This window comes from Pedobacter sp. B4-66, from assembly GCF_018492665.1.
GTDB lineage: Bacteria > Bacteroidota > Bacteroidia > Sphingobacteriales > Sphingobacteriaceae > Pedobacter.
On sequence record NZ_JAFVME010000012.1, the window covers coordinates 163,102 to 181,114 of the forward strand.

Annotated in this window: 13 protein-coding genes; 4 read left to right on the plus strand and 9 right to left on the minus strand. The window is 37.4% G+C overall.

All coding sequences use genetic code 11. The features are described from left to right. Nucleotides 1–2,298 carry a GH92 family glycosyl hydrolase gene (locus J1905_RS19570; protein ID WP_214228919.1) on the minus strand — a complete coding sequence of 766 codons (2,298 nt, stop codon included), beginning with the start codon at nt 2,296–2,298 and terminating at the stop codon, nt 1–3. Between the two features lie 184 nt (nt 2,299–2,482). Between J1905_RS19570 and J1905_RS19575 the strand changes: the two genes are divergently transcribed. Continuing rightward, nucleotides 2,483–3,325, plus strand: a complete 843-nt coding sequence (locus J1905_RS19575; protein ID WP_214228920.1) for an alpha/beta hydrolase — start codon at nt 2,483–2,485, stop codon at nt 3,323–3,325. Between the two features lie 353 nt (nt 3,326–3,678). Here J1905_RS19575 and J1905_RS19580 read toward each other — a convergent pair whose 3' ends face one another. Further along, nucleotides 3,679–4,656: a helix-turn-helix domain-containing protein gene (locus tag J1905_RS19580; protein WP_214228921.1), complete on the minus strand. Its 978-nt coding sequence runs from the start codon at nt 4,654–4,656 to the stop codon at nt 3,679–3,681. Further along, nucleotides 4,656–6,584, minus strand: coding sequence for a 1-deoxy-D-xylulose-5-phosphate synthase (gene dxs, locus J1905_RS19585; protein ID WP_173090372.1), 1,929 nt, complete (start codon nt 6,582–6,584; stop codon nt 4,656–4,658). The genes J1905_RS19580 and dxs overlap by 1 nt, the downstream gene beginning before the upstream one ends. Before the next feature lie 93 nt (nt 6,585–6,677). Between dxs and glyA the strand changes: the two genes are divergently transcribed. Both glyA and J1905_RS19595 read left to right on the plus strand, forming a co-directional pair. Next, entirely contained in the window at nt 6,678–7,949 is a 1,272-nt protein-coding gene (gene glyA / locus J1905_RS19590) for a serine hydroxymethyltransferase (RefSeq protein ID WP_214228922.1), read from the plus strand. A 19-nt stretch (nt 7,950–7,968) separates the two neighbouring features. Continuing rightward, complete coding sequence (locus tag J1905_RS19595) at nt 7,969–10,734, plus strand: PAS domain S-box protein (protein WP_214228923.1); 2,766 nt, start codon at nt 7,969–7,971, stop codon at nt 10,732–10,734. Nucleotides 10,735–10,993: 259 nt separating this feature from the next. Here J1905_RS19595 and J1905_RS19600 read toward each other — a convergent pair whose 3' ends face one another. From J1905_RS19600 to J1905_RS19625, 6 genes are all read right to left on the minus strand, one after another. Further along, nucleotides 10,994–12,286 carry a hypothetical protein gene (locus tag J1905_RS19600; protein ID WP_214228924.1) on the minus strand — a complete coding sequence of 431 codons (1,293 nt, stop codon included), beginning with the start codon at nt 12,284–12,286 and terminating at the stop codon, nt 10,994–10,996. 19 nt (nt 12,287–12,305) lie between these two features. Continuing rightward, entirely contained in the window at nt 12,306–13,004 is a 699-nt protein-coding gene (locus J1905_RS19605; protein ID WP_214228925.1) for a ComF family protein, read from the minus strand. A gap of 107 nt (nt 13,005–13,111) precedes the next feature. Then, a complete protein-coding gene (gene rlmN / locus J1905_RS19610; protein ID WP_214228926.1) occupies nt 13,112–14,161 on the minus strand; it encodes a dual-specificity RNA methyltransferase RlmN in 1,050 nt (349 codons plus the stop codon). Between the two features lie 89 nt (nt 14,162–14,250). Further along, complete coding sequence (rluF, locus tag J1905_RS19615) at nt 14,251–15,300, minus strand: 23S rRNA pseudouridine(2604) synthase RluF (protein ID WP_214228927.1); 1,050 nt, start codon at nt 15,298–15,300, stop codon at nt 14,251–14,253. Nucleotides 15,301–15,454: 154 nt separating this feature from the next. Then, the gene (locus tag J1905_RS19620; RefSeq protein WP_214228928.1) at nt 15,455–15,952 is read right to left on the minus strand and encodes a DinB family protein; all 498 of its coding nucleotides are present in this window, start codon (nt 15,950–15,952) and stop codon (nt 15,455–15,457) included. 84 nt (nt 15,953–16,036) lie between these two features. Next, nucleotides 16,037–16,726, minus strand: a complete 690-nt coding sequence (locus J1905_RS19625; RefSeq protein ID WP_214228929.1) for a helix-turn-helix transcriptional regulator — start codon at nt 16,724–16,726, stop codon at nt 16,037–16,039. A gap of 97 nt (nt 16,727–16,823) precedes the next feature. Between J1905_RS19625 and J1905_RS19630 the strand changes: the two genes are divergently transcribed. Beyond that, entirely contained in the window at nt 16,824–18,002 is a 1,179-nt protein-coding gene (locus J1905_RS19630; protein ID WP_214228930.1) for an amidohydrolase family protein, read from the plus strand. Nucleotides 18,003–18,013 lie beyond the last annotated feature (11 nt).

Consider the following 18,013-nt stretch of genomic DNA (forward strand, 5'->3'; position numbering starts at 1 on the left):
TTAATTGGTTCCGAATTGTGTGTTTGGTTGATTACCCATGATTAGTTCAAGTTTACCGCCTCGCGTAATATCCTGATGATCTAAATAGACTTTTTTATAGGGTTTGCCGTTAAGTTTTGCGCTTTGGATGTAAATGTTTTGTGCACTGTTATTTTTGGCCTCAATAGTGAATTTCCCTCCGATTTCCACCTTGTTGAAAACCGGGCTTGTAAGCTCATATCTGGTGCTACCTGGGGTGATAGGGTGAAAACCGCTGGCGGCCATTACGTACCAGGCGGACATCTGTCCTACGTCTTCATTGCCGACTAAACCTTCAACAGCATTGTGATATGCACGGCTACAGATTGCTCTGGTCCATTTTTGTGTAAGCCAGGGGGCACCAACTCTGTTAAATAGGAAAGGTACATGATGAACCGGTTCATTGGCATGATTGTAATAATCGTTCCACATCATGTTTTGAGGAACTTTTTCGAAGAAATTCGTGAGGTCTGCCAATACTTTTTCTTTACCTCCCATTAAGGTTGTCATTCCTTCGATGTCCTGAGGAACAAACCAGCCTTGCTGATATGGATTGGCTTCTACAGATCCATACCATTGCTTAAGTCGCCCTTCTTCTGGCCATGGAAGCCATTTTCCTTCTTTATCTTTGGGCCTGAACCATCCTTTTACCGGATCGAATATGTTCTTGTAAGATTGTGATCTCTTGAAGTACTTTTGCTGGTCGTCGGTTTTTTTCAAAGCTTCGGCCATTTTAGAAACGCACCATTCAAAATAGGAATATTCGAGTGTATTTGAAATACCATAAGGTTCATAAGCATAGCCAAGTGTTCCGTTGCCGTATTTCTCGACACTGGCTACCGAAAGCTGATATGCTTTGGCAACATTGAAATTTCTTAAACCTTTGGCGTAGGCATCAGCAATTACGGACACAGCAGGATTTCCAATCATGCAGCCGCTGTAAGCATTCAGAAATTCCCAACGCTCCAAATAGTTTTCCTGTTTTTCGTCGGCCAGGGTAACCAATGAATTTATCATGTCGGTTACTACCGTTGGGTTAATTATAGTTTGTAAGGGCATCTGACTTCTAAAAACATCCCAGCCACTAAAAATGGTTCTTTTGGTAAAACCATTTGCTTTGTGGGGCTTGTGATCGCCACCAAAATATTGACCATCTGCATCCTGAAATGTGCGTGGGTCAATTTGGGTATGGTACAGCGCTGTGTAGAAAACTATTTTCTCTTCTTCGGTGCCGCCCTCAACTTTTATTTTTGATAAGGCTTCGTTCCATAGTTTTTTAGTGTTGGCTTTTACTTTATCAAAATCCCAACCCTGAATATCCGTGTTAAGGTTCAGCTTTGCACCGTCTATGCTTACAAAGGAGATACCAGTCTTCATTGTAACCTGCTCATTTGCTTTGGTCTCAAATTCGGTGAAAAAACCTAAGTGTTTTCCCTCTTTTTCATTTATACCTTTTAATACCGATGACTCCGCTATTTTTTGCTGGTATTTGTCGCTGGTAACATCCTCAAGCTTTCTTTTCCAGTCATTGGGAATGTCGGCCGACCATATTCCATATTGTGTTAGAGGCTTACTGAACTCGGCGTAAAAATATACGGTATAATCAGCCTTTCCGTCACCATTTCCCCAGCCGCCACCATCAGGAGTACATTTCATCCATCCCTGAATGGTATTTTTATTTACAACTTTAATGTATTGAAGCGTGGAGGTTCCACCAACCCTTCGGGCAAGATCAATTTGTATGCGGGATTGTTTGTTTTCAGGAAAAGTAAAACGCAGCATTCCGCTCCTTTTTGCTGCGGTTGCTTCTGCTTTGATGTGATTTTCTGTAAGTATTACTGAGTAATAACCAGCAGAGGCCTGTTCCGACTTTTTATCATAGTTAGAACGGTAGCCGGATTGGGTATCATTTGATTTACCTGCGCTGGTTTGTAGTTTTCCTGTAGTTGGCATCACCAGAAAATTTCCCAAATCACCGTACCAGCCTATGCCGCTCATTTGAGTAAATGCAAATCCTTCAATAGAAGTATGTTCGTAACTGTAACCAGAGCCATTATCTCCACCGGTAATTGTATTTGGACTTACCTGTACCATTCCAAATGGGGTGGTAGCTCCAGGAAAAGTTTTACCAAGACCATGATATGTGCCGGCTGCATCTGCACTGGTACTTGCGCCTATAAAGGGATTGACATAGTCGGCCGGTTGTTTTTTATCAGGCTTTTTATAAGCTGAAAGACTAATTGCAAGGATTACGAGGAAAAAGGGGTTAAGGTGTTTCATTTGGTTAGTGCTTAACGCTGTCGTCATCTCTTCTATAGTCGGGATGACGACCCTTCTAATAAGTATGAAGGGGAGCATATTTAAAACCTAAATTAAAATAAAATAAAGCGATTTAGCAAATCGATCAAATTTGATACAAAGGTTTTTATGAATTATCGTTGAAAATTATTAAATCACATGTATTATGAGAAAAATACTTTTATTCCTGTTTGGTGTTTTGTTATCTATTCCTGCTTTTTCGCAGAATGCAACTTACGAAACTAAGAAAGACATTAGCTATTATCCATCATCAACCAAAGGGGACGCCTACCGTGAGGAAAGGTGCAAGCTTGATGTGTACTACCCTAAAAATAAATCAAATAGTTCAACTATAGTTTGGTTTCATGGTGGTGGACTTACCGGGGGTAATAAAGAAATACCAAGAGAACTGTTGGAAAAGGGGTTCATTGTAATAGGTGTGGGTTATAGATTATCGCCTAAAGTGCGTGTGAAAGACATTATTGAGGATGCAACTGCATCCGTTGCCTGGGCTTTTAATAACGTAGCCAGTTATGGTGGAAACAATAAGCTAATTTTTGTTTCAGGTCATTCGGCAGGGGGGTACCTGGATATGATGTTGACGTTGGATAAAAAATACCTGGCCAAGTATAATATTGACGCAGATTCTATTGCCGGAATAATTCCTTTTAGCGGACAAGCAATCACCCATTTTACAGTGAGGCAGGAACGCAAGATAAAAGATGTTCAGCCTGTAATAGATGAGTATGCTCCATTATATCATGTGCGCCCTACGGCTCCACCAATGCTGTTAATTACAGGTGATAGGGAAATGGAAATGTTAGGCCGTTATGAGGAGAATGCTTATCTGGCAAGAATGATGAAGCTCGCAGGACATAAATCGACCGTTTTATACGAGCTGGAAGGTTTTGGGCATGGAGATATGGCAGTTCCCGCTATGCCTTTGCTAATAAAAGAGGTAAACAGGTTAAGTAAACAGATTAAAGAAAGCAAGAAGATCGGATTATAGCCAATTGCTATTTGTCGCCTTTGCCTACCATATAAACTTTGCGACCACATGATCCACAAGCGTATCTTTTAAGGTCAAGCCAAAATAAGAATGACTTAACTAAGGGACCTCTTCTAATTCTTGAATCAAGTTCGCCTTGTTTGCAGTATGGACATTTTTTATAGACTTTGTTAGTATTTAACCAGGCAGTTTCCGAAGCTTCCATTTTCTTTATTCTTAATTAAATTGTTGTTAAACTCAGGTGTTTGTAAAAAAGAGAATTAAACTATTGTTAACAAATGTAATCAATAGGTTATTTTGATACAAGAAAAAGAAAGCTTATTAAGTCCTGAGTTATAATGCAGGACTCTGTTTTATCTGGATTTGGCATACTCGGAAGGAGTCATGCCTGTGTGGTTTTTAAATTCCGAGAAAAATGCACTTCTTGAAGAAAAGCCCCCCTCATTTCCTAAAGCCTCAATTGTAAGGTGTTGCCAGGTAGAAGGGTTCTGAAGTTTATTTCTAACGTACCCAACTCTATAGTAATTTATGAAAGAGCTGAAACTTTTTTTGTAGTGAAAATTTAATATATGTGATAAGAGGTGGGTAGGAATTCCAATGTCAGTTGACATTTTCGAAAGAGTTAATCCATGTTGCTTAAAAGCTTGTTGATTTAACATGTATTCTTCAATCAGCTTACAATGCATTTGTATTGCTGCATCTTTTGGCTCTTTCGTCTTTTTTAAAATTTTATTGAGTGTTTCCGGTTTTATGTCCAGCAAATCGGCAATATACTGTGGGGGAATTCTGTTTATGTTATGATGGGTGGTAGAAAGGTAAAATTCATATTTCTCTTGTGCTGTCCCCATTCGTACTAAATTAGATCTTTGATGGGCAGATTTGTAGAAGGACTCCACAATTTTTCTGATGATAATATTCATTTCAAATGAGGTTTCCAGCCATTGGAGTAGATTGCTTATTGGTAAACCGATCAGATGAGAATCCTCAACAGCGTAAATACTTTCCCCGGATGGCCCTTCGCCATACATTCCTTTAATTGCCGAAACCGACTCGCCTTCGAGGCAGATATAAGTAGTAAGTTTTTTTTCTTTAAGCGTGGTGTAGCCAACAACCAGTCCTTTGATTATGAAATACAAGTATTCACTTGTTTCTCCTTGTTTAAGCAGGTATTCGTTTTTCTTAACCTTTGCTTCAAATAAACAATCTCGGATCTTATCTTCAAGAGGCTTTGATAATGGATGATAAGAAGAAATATGATTAATAGCCAGATCCATTAATTCGGGTTCTGGCTTTACAAATGGTTGGTGCCTTGGACCTGTTCTTTTAGGCATTAAGATGCCATTGTTTTTGTAGTTCTGCTTACGGCAATCTTTTTTATTGTATTAATAATTGCTGTAGTGTCATAACCACATAGTGCCCATAACTCAGCCTGTTCTCCATGTTCAATAAATTCATCAGGAATACCTAAACGAATTACCTGAGCATTATATTGGTGGTCGGCCATGAATTCAAGTATAGCACTGCCTACCCCACCTTGCAAACATCCATCCTCTACAGTTACTATATATTTGTATCGTTTAAAAACATCATGAAGCATAGCCTGGTCTAAAGGCTTTGCGAAACGAAGGTCGTAATGAGCAGGATGTATCCCTTCACTATTTAGTTCTTTGCATGCATCTACAGCAAAATTGCCAACATGACCAATCGTTAGGATGGCTACATCTTCGCCATCGCAGATTTTTCTGCCTTTCCCTACTTCGAGGACTTTCAATGGACGTTTCCAGTCTACTATAACCCCGTTTCCTCTTGGGTAACGTATAGAGAAAGGGCCCATATTTTCTTGTTGAGCTGTGTACATTAAATTACGCAATTCTTCCTCATTCATTGGTGCAGAAACAGTCATCTGCGGGATAGAGCGCATGTAGGCTAAATCGTAAGCGCCATGGTGTGTTGCACCATCAGCACCTGCTAATCCGGCACGATCAAGGCAAAAAACTACATTTAAATTCTGTATGGCTACATCATGAATTACCTGATCATAAGCCCTTTGCATGAAGCTAGAGTAGATAGTGCAAAAAGGAACAAGTCCCTGAGTTGCTAATCCAGCTGAAAAGGTAACAGCATGTTGTTCAGCAATACCAACATCAAATGCGCGGGTAGGCATTGCTTTCATCATGATGTTCATGGAAGATCCTGAAGGCATTGCAGGAGTAACACCTACAATCTTTTTATTGGCCTCTGCAAGTTCAACCAAAGTGTGCCCAAAAACATCCTGATATTTTGGAGGTTGAGGTTTATCAGGAACAGATTTTTTAATTTCTCCTGTAATTTTATCAAAAAGACCCGGTGCATGCCATTTGGTTTGATCTTTCTCTGCCAAAGCAAAACCTTTACCCTTTACAGTTACACAATGTAACAGTTTAGGTCCCGGAATATCTTTTAAATCTTTAATTACCTGAGTTAACCTTACTACATCATGGCCGTCTACCGGGCCAAAATATCTGAAATTCAATGCTTCAAACAAATTGCTCTGCTTAAGTAAGGTCCCTTTTATGCTTTTTTCAATTTTCTTAACAAATTTATGTGCATTAGGACCAAGCTCAGAAAGCTTGATTAATACATTTGAAATGTCATCGCGGAAACGATTGTAAGATTTTGAAGTAGTGATATTTGTTAAATACTCTTTTAATGCCCCAACATTTGGGTCAATAGACATGCAGTTATCGTTAAGGATCACCAGTAAGTTTGAGTTCTCAATCCCGGCATGATTTAATCCTTCAAAAGCTAATCCGGCAGTCATAGCGCCATCTCCAATCACAGCTACATGCTGGCGATCAGTTTCCCCTTTATAATGTGAAGCTACAGCCATACCTAAAGCGGCAGAAATAGAGGTAGAAGAGTGGCCTACACCAAAAGTATCATACTCGCTTTCACTAATTTTTGGAAAGCCACTGATGCCATTTAAAATTCTGTTGGTATGGAAAACGGGCCTGCGTCCGGTAAGTATTTTATGCCCGTAAGCCTGATGGCCAACATCCCAAACTAATTTGTCATAAGGGGTGTTTAAAGCATAATGTAAGGCCACTGTAAGCTCAACAACACCAAGACTAGCACCAAAATGTCCACCATTTACACTAACTACATCTATAATATACTGTCTAAGTTCCTTGCAGATTTGCTCAAGGTCTTGTTCCTTATACTGCTTTAAATCAGTAGGGTAATTTATGTTAGGTAATAATGGACCGTTAATATCTTCCATGCAGGGGTTTTATCAATAGAAGTACAAAGTAAGGTATTTTGTTATCAAAGTAAGAAGGAAAATTGCTAATTTTACAAAAATATACTTCGATAAATGACTAGAGATACTTTAATTTTTGATTTGATTGACAGAGAATTGGGCCGTCAAGAAAATGGACTAGAACTGATAGCTTCCGAAAATTTTGTGAGCAAGCAGGTAATGGAAGCCGCTGGTTCTTGTTTAACAAATAAATATGCTGAAGGCCTTCCGGGCAAAAGGTATTATGGTGGATGCCAGGTAGTAGATGAGGTGGAAACCATTGCTATTGAGCGTGCTAAGAAACTTTTTGGTGCTGAATGGGTTAACGTACAACCTCATTCTGGTGCTCAGGCAAATGCTGCGGTAATGCTTGCAGTAATTCAACCAGGAGATAAAATCTTAGGATTTGATCTTTCTCATGGTGGTCACTTAACTCATGGTTCTCCGGTTAATTTTTCAGGAAAATTGTATCATCCGTTATTCTACGGAGTTAAAAAAGAGGACGGTTTAATTGATTACGCTAAACTTGAAGAAGTAGCTTTAGCTGAACGTCCTAAATTAATTATTGTTGGAGCATCTGCTTATTCAAGAGAGTGGGATTACGCTTTTGTTCGTAGTGTAGCTGATAAAATTGGCGCATTGGTAATGGCTGATATTTCTCACCCGGCAGGTCTTATTGCTCGTGGATTGTTAACCAACCCACTTCCTCATTGTCATATTGTTACTACAACTACACATAAAACACTACGTGGGCCACGTGGAGGCATGATTATGATGGGTAAAGATTTTGAAAACCCATTTGGATTAAAAACACCTAAAGGTGAAATCAGAATGATGTCTTCAGTTTTAGATATGGCTGTTTTCCCAGGTACACAAGGTGGTCCTTTAGAGCATATTATTGCTGCAAAAGCAATTGCTTTTGGAGAGGCATTAAGTGATGAGTACTTAACATACATAAAGCAAGTACAGGCTAACGCACAGGCTATGGCTAAAGCATTTGTAGCTAAAGGTTACGGAATCATTTCTGGTGGGACTGATAACCATTTGATGTTGATTGATTTACGGAACAAGAACATCACTGGTAAACTTGCTGAAAATGCACTTGAAAAAGCAGACATTACTGTAAATAAAAATATGGTTCCTTTTGATGATAAATCTCCATTTGTAACTTCAGGTATCCGTGTAGGAACTGCAGCAATTACAACCAGAGGTTTTAAAGAAAAGGAAATGGAGATTATTGTTGATCTGATTGATCAGGTAATTACCAATGCTGAAGACGAAGATAATCTTAAGCAGGTAAAACAAAAAGTAATTGAATTGGTAAGTAAATTCCCTCTTTATAAATAATAAGGGAATTATAAATTAAATGTTATCAAAGAGCCGGAATTCGTCAGCCAATGAGAATGAACGTCTTAAAGCACTGCATCAGTATAATATTTTAGATACTCCTTCAGAGGATAAGTTCGACAATATTACCAAACTTGCAACTTTAATATGTAATGTACCCATTGCGGTTATTATTTTGGTTGATGAAACCCGGCTCTTTTTGAAATCTTTTATCGGTATTGAGGATGGTGATATTCCACGAGAAATCTCCTTTAGTGAAGAAACCATTAAAGGAAATGGAGTATTAGAAATCCCGGATACTTTAAATGATAAAAAATTTAAGGACCATCCAATGGTTATCGGAAAACCAGGAGTTCGGTTCTATGCCGGGGCTCCATTGCTGGATGAAAATGGCTTTAGGATAGGGGTTATTGCTGTATTTGACGTAGTAGCCAGGAATTTAACTAAAGATCAAAAAGATGGTTTGGTAACTCTTGCCAATGAAACCATCACTCATATTACCCTAAGAAAGAAAAGTGAAGAGCTGGAGGCTAAAACTAAGCGCTTTGAGGAGCTGCTAAACCTTTCTACTGTTTCTCCAGAGATTCACTGTATTTTAGATTATTCAGGTAAAATTTTATTTATAAATGATGCTGTGACCGGTATACTTGGTTATACCGTTGAAGAATCTATTGGGTTAACTATATGGAATTTTTGTAATAAGGAAGATATTAACCGTTTGGTGGAGGCTATTGAAGAAGGTCTGAGGAAAAAAATCAAGCAGTTTAATATAGAGTTCAGGGTAGTAAGTAAACATGGTGCTTTGCGTTGGCTAAGTTGGAACATGGTGACCAGAGAGGGGCGTTGGTATACTTACGGAAGAGATATAACTGAAAATAAAAGAGTAGAGGGTGAATTGGTAAAACTCTCTTTTGTGGCGAGTAAGGTTAATAACGCCGTAGTTATAAGTGATGCTAATAACCATGTAACCTGGGTAAATGCTGCATTTGAAAAGATTACAGGTTATACCATTAATGATTTAAAGGGAAAGCGTTTAGGGGATTTGATAGTGGGACCCAAAACTGACCTCGAACTGTTGGAAAGGGCGAGACTGCTGATTAAGCAGAACAGGTCTCTTACTGTCGATCTCCTTGCCTATAGAAAGGATAAGCAACCAATCTGGGTGTCTATTTATAATACTGTAGTACTTAATGATGATGGGAAGGTTGATATGGAAGTGGAGATCATTATTGATATTACTGAGAAGAAGAAGGCTGAAGAAGAATTGCAGGTTCTTTCTTTAGTTGCAAGTAAAACGAATACAGGGGTTAATATCTCTGATGCGGATGGTAAAACTACCTGGATTAATCAATCACTTAAAAAATTAACCGGATATTCACTTGAAGAACTCAAAGGACAGAAACTAGGTGATGTTCTTTCAAAAGATGAAGCTCAGAAAGAGCTTATCTTAAGTTCAAGAGCTAAGGCAAAGCAAAGTGAATCTTATTCAATAGAAGTTCAGGCAAAAACGAAAGAGAATGAACCTCTCTGGCTGGCAGTTTCTAATACACCAATTATAAATGATAAAGGAGAAGTTGAACGTCAGATTGATCTTATATCAGATATAACTCAACGTAAACAGATAGAACAGGAACTTTTAGAATCCAAAGAGCAGGCTTTACAATTAAGTGAGGCTAAGGAAATGTTCCTTTCTGTTATGAGTCATGAAATCAGAACGCCCTTGAATGCGGTAATAGGTATGACACATCTTCTTATTGACAATGATCCTAAAGCATCTCAAATAGAAGATCTCAATATTCTCAAATTCTCAGCAGAGAACCTTTTAAACATCATTAATGATATTCTTGATTTCACTAAAATTGAGACCGGTAATTTGGAATTGGAATCTATACCATTAAATATAAAAAGTCTCGCCGGTGATATTGTTAATTCACTACAAGTTAACGCTAATCAAAAGGGAGATAAATTGGAACTGCATTATGATGATAAGATTCCTCTAGATATTCTTGGAGATAAAACCAGGTTGTATCAGATTTTAATGAACTTAATCGGGAATGCAATAAAGTTTACTGATTATGGGAAAATAGACCTAAAAATAGACTTGGTTAGTGAAAATAAGGAACAAGCCAAAGTACGCTTTTTAGTAAAAGATAATGGTATTGGTATTCCTGAGGATAAACTATCGTACATCTTTGAGACCTTTACCCAAGCTAAAACTGACATATCCAGAAAATACGGAGGTACAGGCCTTGGATTGGCGATTACAAAAAAACTACTGAAATTATACCATTCAAATATTAGTGTAAATAGTCAGGAGGGAAGAGGAACCGAATTTTCTTTTGACATTAGCTTTAATAAACTAACGCAAAATACTACTGTTTCCAATTCTAATGAGCCGCCAGCATCATTTGTTGGGAAGAAGATATTGGTTGTTGATGATAATGAAGTTAATATTTTAATAGCCAGTAGGATACTAAGTAAATGGGGATTTGATTTGGATTTTGCGAGAAATGGTAAAGAGGCAATTGAGAAGGCAATGAGCAAAACTTTCGACCTTATTTTTATGGATATTCAAATGCCGGGTATAGATGGCTTTGAAACCACAAGTATTATTAGGGAATTAAATGATGAGTATTTTAAATCGGTTCCAATAATTGCACTTACTGCATCTACACTACAGGATGAAAATAGTAAGTTCAAAGCTTGTGGTATGAATGGACATATACTGAAGCCATTTAAACCAGAAGAAATAAAGAATATTATCTCCATAAGCTTTTCAAAATAAGCAAATTCTAGTAGGAATTCTTGTAAAAGATAAAGGGCCGATACTCCATTAGCATGGAATTATCGACCCTTAAATTAACGCTCTCACAACAAAGGAACGAATTATTTTTTAATTGCCAAAATATCTTGTTGAAATTGTATAAAAAAGTAAAGGGCCGATATTTCTATATGGAATATCGACCCTTACCATCTAAATTAACGCTCTCAATAATATAAACGAGATTATTTTGAAATTGTTATAATGGAGGTGTATTTTTTAATTATTGCTCATAGCCAAAACCTTTATTTTTAAGAGGGCTGCTGTCCTGAAGCATAAAGTTATACTTAATCGGATCTATAAAGCCCGGGTCAATATTTAACAAGTTAAAATTACCTTCATAGGTTTTTAGCAGCGTCTTAATGGCATTATTTCTTATGGTGGTTTCAAGAATTGTATTTGCTTTTTTTTCAATCAGAAACTCCTCAGCTAAACTTCCCCAGATGATGTTATTAGCGATTTGAATATTGAGATTTGCAGCAGGTCGTCCGTTATCTGAATCACTAAAATAAACTGAGGGTGTTTTACGGGCTAATTTTTTAGTATAGCCTGCAAATGTATTCTGTTTAAGGTTATACTTACCACCCGCAACACCGTATAAAAGATATTGACCAGCATTGTAAAATAAATTGTTAAAAGCATCCAGCTGCGTGTTGTAGCCTACAAAACCTGCGATTGTCATGTTCTTTACAATACTATGGGTAAGAGATAGTTTGGGTTTATTGGTTGTGGAAAGCGAATCTGCGGTAATTCCAATTACCGCATTTTTGATTATTGTATAATTAAGTGTTGAGCCTGAACTACTGCTATAAAAATGTACTCCATTCCATTGTCCTGGTTCTTCTGCGTAGAAGTTTTCAGTTCTATCACCTGAAAATAAGATCGGGTTTGCAACAGTTCCATTAGCCACTAGCTTCCCTTTAATATTCATAGCCGAACTGCCATGAAAAAGGATTTTTGTACCTGGAAGTATATTTAATGTGGCTTGCGGTGCAACAGTTACGGATTTGTAGACAATATAGGGTAGAGAGCTTGTCCAGGTGGTATTTGAACTGATTGTTTGGTTGTTTATAAAAACCGCATTTTGCCCATAAGCTATAAGTGCAATGGATTGCTTGTTGCCATTAGTATTAAATAAAATGGAGTCTTGTGCAATAAATGGCTCGGTCTGATTATTTCCATCAATGGTAACTTTTACATATATGCTGATAGAATCTTTGCCATCAATTTGGAGATTTGTTTTTTGATTAACAGATTGTCCGTTTATAATGAGGCTAAAATAAGAACTTGTACCTCCACTTAGTTTGATGTCTGTAATGTTAACCGCTTTTAAATTGGAATTGTAAACCTTAATTCGCTTATTGGTAGATCCTGAGGAGGTAAATACGGTATCAAAAAGGAGCGTGTCCATAGAAAAGGATAGCTTCGCACTGCTATCCGTAGTTATTCCCTCAGATTTACGGCAGGCCATAAATGTTAAAAAAAGAAATCCTATAAACAGATAAGATAAACGCATTTAACAAACTTAGATAAATTTATTCTGCAAAGGCAGCAGCAACAATACTTAATTTTTTTATCCCACATTTGTGTAATTCTATTGCACAGGCCTCTATCGTAGCTCCGGTTGTTATGACATCATCAACCAGTAAAATATGCTTATCAGTTAAATTTCCTTTGTTTTTAACAGAGAAAACGGTTTTCATGTTTTCAAAGCGCAGGTACCTGCCTTTTTTAGTCTGAGTGTCGGTTGTAATGGTTCTAATCAGTAAGTCGGAATTTACTTCAATGTTGAGCCCTGAGGATATGCCATTGGCAATGAGTTCGCTTTGATTGTAGCCTCTACTGCTTTTCTTTTTCTTATGTAATGGAACCGGAATGATCAAGTCAATCTGGTTGTAAGCAGGAGCATCTTTTAGTCGATCTGCAATCATAAGGCCAAGCTTGAGGCCTAAACCCTGTTGATTCTTATATTTTAAATTGTGAATGATGTTTTGCACCTTTCCGCCTTTTTTAAAATACATTAAGGCCATTGCTGCATTAAAAGGTATCCTTCCCCAAAATTGTTTAGCAACTTTATTGTCCGCGTGTAAGTGGTGATCAGTATATGGAATGGTAAATAAACATTTGCTGCACAGATAAGATTCTCCATGGTAAATGTCGATACCACATCCACAACATAAATTTGGAAATAGCAGGCCAATCAGATCCTGAAAGGCTTTGTTAACGAAGTTCATCCGCTAATCTATTCCTTTTTTACATATAAGTGGTTGGGGAGTGTTGGTATTTAGATATGGGTTCTAAGTATTGCAAGTCTATATACGACCTTCTAAAAATCTAACTACTAGTTTTGTTCTTTGACGGCAAGCTGCCCGCATGCTGCGTCAATATCCTTACCGCGACTACGTCTGATGTTTGTAGTGATGCCCTGGCTTTTTAAATAATTAGAGAAGGCATCGATTTTATCTCCTTCAGCATTTAAAAAATCAGCAAACTGAATCGGGTTATATTCAATGAGGTTGACTTTGCAGGGAACATGTTTGCAGAACTTTGCAAGTTCCATTGCATCCTCGATTTCATCATTAAAGTGATTAAAGACAATGTACTCGTAGGTTACAGGATTTTTTGTTTTGGAATAATAATATTTTAATGATTCTTCAAGCGCTTTTAATGTATTGTGCTCATTGATGGGCATAATTTCATTTCGCTTTTTATCATTTGCTGCATGTAAAGACAAGGCAAGGTTAAACTTAACTCCATCATCACCCAGTTTTTTTATCATTTTTGAGATACCTGCAGTAGAAACGGTAATTCGTTTGTACGACATATTTAAACCATCCGGAGCAGTAATGCGCTCTATTGATTTTAATACGTTGGCATAATTAAGAAGGGGTTCGCCCATTCCCATATATACAATGTTTGTTAATGGAGCATTGTAATTTTGTTTTGCCTGCTGGTCAATTAATACCACCTGATCATAAATTTCATCAGCATTGAGGTTTCGCTTACGATCCATATAGCCTGTTGCACAAAATTTACAGGTTAAACTACAACCAACCTGAGAACTTACACATGCAGTCATACGATCGTCCATTGGAATCAAAACACCTTCTACAATGTTGCCATCATACAACTTAAATGTATTTTTGATGGTATGGTCATTGCTAAATTGCGAGTTGTTAACCTCTACTACATTAATTGCGTAATTTTCATTAAGCTTAATTCTTAGCTCTTTAGAAAGGTTACTCATTTCATCGAATGTTCGTGCTGACTTTTCCCAAAGCCATTGGTAAACCTGTTTGGCTCTGTAAGAAGGTTCTTTCATGGCAGTGAAGTGCTGTTGCAGCTGTGCCAGATCTAATGAACGTATGTCAGTTTTTTTTGTAGTAAGCATTTGATTGCAAAGTTACCTAAAAAAAATCTTTTCACGGAATGTCGATGTGGTAATGACAAATTTACTAGATAAGTACAGGTTCTCCTGAATTATCGTTTTGGACTTCTGGTTTTTGCAGCTGGTGCGCCAGATCTGCCTTTTGTTGGCCTTACTGGTCTTTTGCTTGGTCCATTGCTTTTGTTCCAATCAGTACTTGCAGAAGTGGATTTGAATCCGCCAGGAGATTTTGGTCCTGCTTTGCCTTTACCACCTGCAGGACGATCCGCTCTGCTTACTGAACCTGAAGCTTTAGCATAAGGTTTTTTAGGCCCACTGGGTCTACCTGAAGATCTTTTTGGGGTTACATTTTCAGATAAGTCCTCTTCAACTCTTGCTTTAGGTTTTTTATTTACTCTTTTAGGAACAGAAGCATTTTCTAATGAACTGGATTTTGCAACCATGTTGAATATTTCCGTCTGCTCTTCGGGAGTAAGTTCGCGCCATTCGCCAACAGGAATACCTTTTATGCTAATGTTCATGATTCTAACCCGTTCCAGCTTTGTCACTTCAAAACCGAAATGCTCACACATGCGTCTGATTTGGCGGTTTAGGCCTTGAATTAATATGATTTTAAATACAAAAGGACTTTCCTGGATTACCTTGCACTTTTTGGTCATTACACCTAGTACAGGCACACCTTTGGCCATGCCAGTTAAAAAAGATTCGGTAAGTGGTTTGTTTACAGTAACTATATATTCTTTTTCGTGATTGTTACCTGCTCTAAGTATTTTATTTACCAGATCGCCATTGTTGGTAAGGAAAATTAAACCTTGTGAGTCTTTATCCAAACGTCCAATTGGGAATACCCTTTCACTATGATTAACGTGATCAACAATATTACTTTTTACACCAGCCTCGGTAGTACTGGTAATGCCAACAGGTTTATTGTAGGCAATAAGAACCGAATTTTCAACTTCTTTAGGCTCGATAGTCTGCCCGTTTACAGTAACAATGTCACCAAAGATAACTTTGTCGCCAACCTTAGCGCGCTTTCCGTTGATAAATACGTTGCCCTGCTCAATATATCTGTCGGCTGCTCTACGTGAACATAAACCGCTCTCACTAATGTATTTATTTAATCGGATGCTAGAATCAGACATGGATATTGTAGTTATAAATTGATTTCTTTTTTACAAAGGAAATCAATTTATAACCAAATATGCTATCAAAATATTTTTAAGTGCTTCATTTTACAATGAAAGCATAGTCATTCTTATCACAAAATGACCCCATTTAAAAATTGAAAGAATCATTCTAAAAATCCATTTCATCAGCACTGGGGCCAAAACTTCCAGGGATTGGGATGTCAAGAAGTCTTAAAAATACCCCTAATTGAGCTCTATGATGAATAATTTGATTAATGCTCATACGGATCACGTCGGCTTTGGGTTCAACGCTGTAGATTTGCTGACCATTTCGCAAGGTCCAGTCTTTATCTAAAAGCTGTTCATTTTCTTCTTTTAATTCAGATCGGCCATCGGATAATGATTTTTCAAAATAAGCCAATAATTCTTCAGTAGTGTTTACCTCAGCAGGCTGATAAGGGTTAGCCGCAAAATCAAGTTCGTCAGTTTTAATGGCCATTGTAATCCAGCTTGGCAATTCAGCGATATGAGTGGCCAATTGTTTAACGGTCATGCTTTTTTTATGTGGCTGCCATGAGAACTTATCAGTTGGTACCCTTTGCAACATTTTACGCGTGGTTAAAGCCTCTTGCTCTAGTTCCTTTAAATACATTTTAATTCTGCTCATAACTTTGTTTTTGTTTTATAGAACAAAGTAAACGAGGGCGACTGACAACCCTATGGCAGTCTGTTTTTAGAATAAATTATTATTTTAATAACTTACCGGAAGCAGCTTCATATAGTCACTTAATTGCATATGTCCGGTTTTCCTGAATGGGATCTCTAAACTTCTTACCTCTTCAATACGTGATACCCTAAAATCTCGATATTCAGTTCTAAGGTGGCACCAAGCTATTAAATGCCAGTTAAAAGCATAAAATAATAATCCAATCGGCTCAACCTCCCGTTTGCTTGTTTCTGCATTGTTATTTGTGTATGCAATTTCTATGATGCATTGTGATGAAATTGCATTTTGTAAGGCGGATAGATATTCAAACTCATTTTTTATTGAATCTGGAAGTCGCAATATCATATTTTTACTTAAAAATTCCAGTTTTTCTTTCTGAGTGCTGCGTAGCACGGCTTTAACCTTGTTTAAGGCAGTTGTATAGTGTTTGAGAATAGATTGATCGGTAAAACCTGAAACCAAACGTTCCATAATTAGCAAGGCGTTTGCTTCTTCGGAGTTAAATGAAACAGGTGGCAAAAAGTATCCTTGCACAATAAAATATCCCTTTGGCTGCTCAAAGCTAATTGGAATCCCCTGTTCAGTAAGTGCTTTTATATCACGATAAACTGTGCGGATGCTAATCTCAAATTGATCAGAAATTTTATCTGCCGTAACATATTTTTTTGTCTGAAGTAGAACTAGTATTCCAAAAAGTCTGTCTATGCGGTTCATTTATAGGGATTTTGATGTAGCAGCAAACTTATATAAAATAGTTTTTAGCCAGCACTAATTTATAGATTTCTGCGCTTATTATCCGTTCTTTGTATTTATGATTTCTTATATATCTGCGTCATATGTATTTCCGGTTGCCGGCCCTCCAATTAAAAATGGGGTTGTCGGTGTTGAAATTGATGGGACTATAATTCATGTTTTTACGCCTGAAGAAGCGGTAAATGAAGGGATAAAAGACATAACTCAGTATGAGGGATTACTGGTTCCGGGATTTGTAAATACCCATTGCCATCTTGAATTGTCGCATTTAAAAGGACAGATAGAGACACGTACAGGACTATTAGGTTTTGTGCAAGCTATCATGAAACTGAGAACTTCTGATGAGGATGCAATTGACCTAGCTATGCTGAGGGCAGACAGGGAGATGTTTGAAAATGGAATAGTTGCTGTTGGTGATATTTCGAATCAAGTAATTTCCAGAGGGACTAAACTTGGAAGCCCAATTTATTACCATACTTTTTTGGAGGTGATGGGCTTTAATCCTTTAATAGCGCAGGAATCTATTAAACGTGCACTTGAATTTAAAGAGAAGTTTAATCCGCTTAAAGTTTCCATTGTCCCTCATGCCCCATATTCGGTTTCTACTTCGTTATTTAAAGAGCTGCGTGTTAATGGTGAAACAAATGAAGAAGTGCTAAGTATTCATAATCAGGAAACGGAAGATGAAAATCTCTTTTTTGAAAGGAAAGAAGGAGGCTTTTTAGACTTGTATAAGTTTTTAGGCCTTGATATTGAATTTTATAAGCCTTCTGGTAAAACATCTTTACAAACCTATCTGCCAATGCTTTCTGATAAGCTGAAAACGCTATTGGTACATAATACATTTACTTCTAGTGCTGATGTGGAATTTGCAGAAGCTTATAATCCTAATTTATACTGGTGCCTTTGTCCAAACGCAAATTTGTATATAGAAAACAGGCTTCCAGATGTTGAGATGCTAAGAAATTCCGGAGCTAAAATTACGCTTGGTACAGATAGTTTAGCGAGCAATAATAGGCTAAATATATTTGCAGAAATGCAGACCTTACAAATCAATTTTGGTATTGACTTTGACGAGCTTTTAAAATGGGCGACAATTAATGGGGCTGAGTTTCTGGGGGTGCAGGAGCGTTATGGTAGTTTGGAAATTGGGAAAAGACCAGGGATAAATCTTATAGATTTTGAAGAAATAAGTGGGATAATAATGTTGGGGTCGAGAGTAGAAAGATTGTTTTAAGTTTTATTTAG

Excerpts from the sequence above, each read along its gene's own strand:
- J1905_RS19570 (WP_214228919.1), bottom strand. The coding sequence starts at position 2,298 with ATGAAACACCTTAACCCCTTTTTCCTCGTAATCCTTGCAATTAGTCTT.
- J1905_RS19575 (WP_214228920.1), top strand. The coding sequence starts at position 2,483 with ATGAGAAAAATACTTTTATTCCTGTTTGGTGTTTTGTTATCTATTCCT.
- J1905_RS19580 (WP_214228921.1), bottom strand. The coding sequence starts at position 4,656 with ATGCCTAAAAGAACAGGTCCAAGGCACCAACCATTTGTAAAGCCAGAA.
- dxs (WP_173090372.1), bottom strand. The coding sequence starts at position 6,584 with ATGGAAGATATTAACGGTCCATTATTACCTAACATAAATTACCCTACT.
- glyA (WP_214228922.1), top strand. The coding sequence starts at position 6,678 with ATGACTAGAGATACTTTAATTTTTGATTTGATTGACAGAGAATTGGGC.
- J1905_RS19595 (WP_214228923.1), top strand. The coding sequence starts at position 7,969 with ATGTTATCAAAGAGCCGGAATTCGTCAGCCAATGAGAATGAACGTCTT.
- J1905_RS19600 (WP_214228924.1), bottom strand. The coding sequence starts at position 12,286 with ATGCGTTTATCTTATCTGTTTATAGGATTTCTTTTTTTAACATTTATG.
- J1905_RS19605 (WP_214228925.1), bottom strand. The coding sequence starts at position 13,004 with ATGAACTTCGTTAACAAAGCCTTTCAGGATCTGATTGGCCTGCTATTT.
- rlmN (WP_214228926.1), bottom strand. The coding sequence starts at position 14,161 with ATGCTTACTACAAAAAAAACTGACATACGTTCATTAGATCTGGCACAG.
- rluF (WP_214228927.1), bottom strand. The coding sequence starts at position 15,300 with ATGTCTGATTCTAGCATCCGATTAAATAAATACATTAGTGAGAGCGGT.
- J1905_RS19620 (WP_214228928.1), bottom strand. The coding sequence starts at position 15,952 with ATGAGCAGAATTAAAATGTATTTAAAGGAACTAGAGCAAGAGGCTTTA.
- J1905_RS19625 (WP_214228929.1), bottom strand. The coding sequence starts at position 16,726 with ATGAACCGCATAGACAGACTTTTTGGAATACTAGTTCTACTTCAGACA.
- J1905_RS19630 (WP_214228930.1), top strand. The coding sequence starts at position 16,824 with ATGATTTCTTATATATCTGCGTCATATGTATTTCCGGTTGCCGGCCCT.